This is a genomic window from Stenotrophomonas maltophilia group sp. RNC7 (genome assembly GCF_030910085.1).
In the GTDB taxonomy this organism is placed as follows: Bacteria; Pseudomonadota; Gammaproteobacteria; order Xanthomonadales; family Xanthomonadaceae; genus Stenotrophomonas; species Stenotrophomonas sepilia.
Window position 1 is genome coordinate 1 of the sequence record NZ_JAVFVN010000159.1, and the last position, 462, is coordinate 462.

The following is a 462-nucleotide window of genomic DNA, read 5'->3' on the forward strand; positions in this document are numbered from 1 at the left end:
GAGGTGTTCTTTAATGACATTAGGGCTTATAGGGTCAACCTTAGGGAAGACGGAAAAGAGCAGTATTTAGAAGTCTACCTACCAAGAGGAAGAAATAAGCTAGGGGCTGGACTATATCATATTACTATACAAAATAGCCAGCAGCATACCAAAGAGCTTTATGGTACCTTAAGTGTTGTACCATCCTTTGGACACAGGTTGCCTCCTACCGAAGACTTGAGCTATGGCACCATCACTTCCTATGGCAATGTCGATGGACTGAGGAGAGGCGAGATTATAAGACTGGATCATCTAGAACCATTTAAAGAACAGACCCTAAGGAATTCTTTACATCGATACATATTGCGCTCTCCAATCGTGGAGGTTAGAAGCAGTGGTACAGATTTCTCTCAATTCTCTGTTGAAATACCAATGGACAATGGACGATATGAACGATATAGAGTATTAAGATATAACGATGTA

Annotated in this window: 1 protein-coding gene; it reads left to right on the forward strand. The window is 40.9% G+C overall.

From position 1 onward, the window contains the following. Positions 1-462, forward strand: a 462-nt coding sequence (locus RCF13_RS02125; protein ID WP_308140784.1) for a hypothetical protein, incomplete at both ends; no start/stop codon positions are given.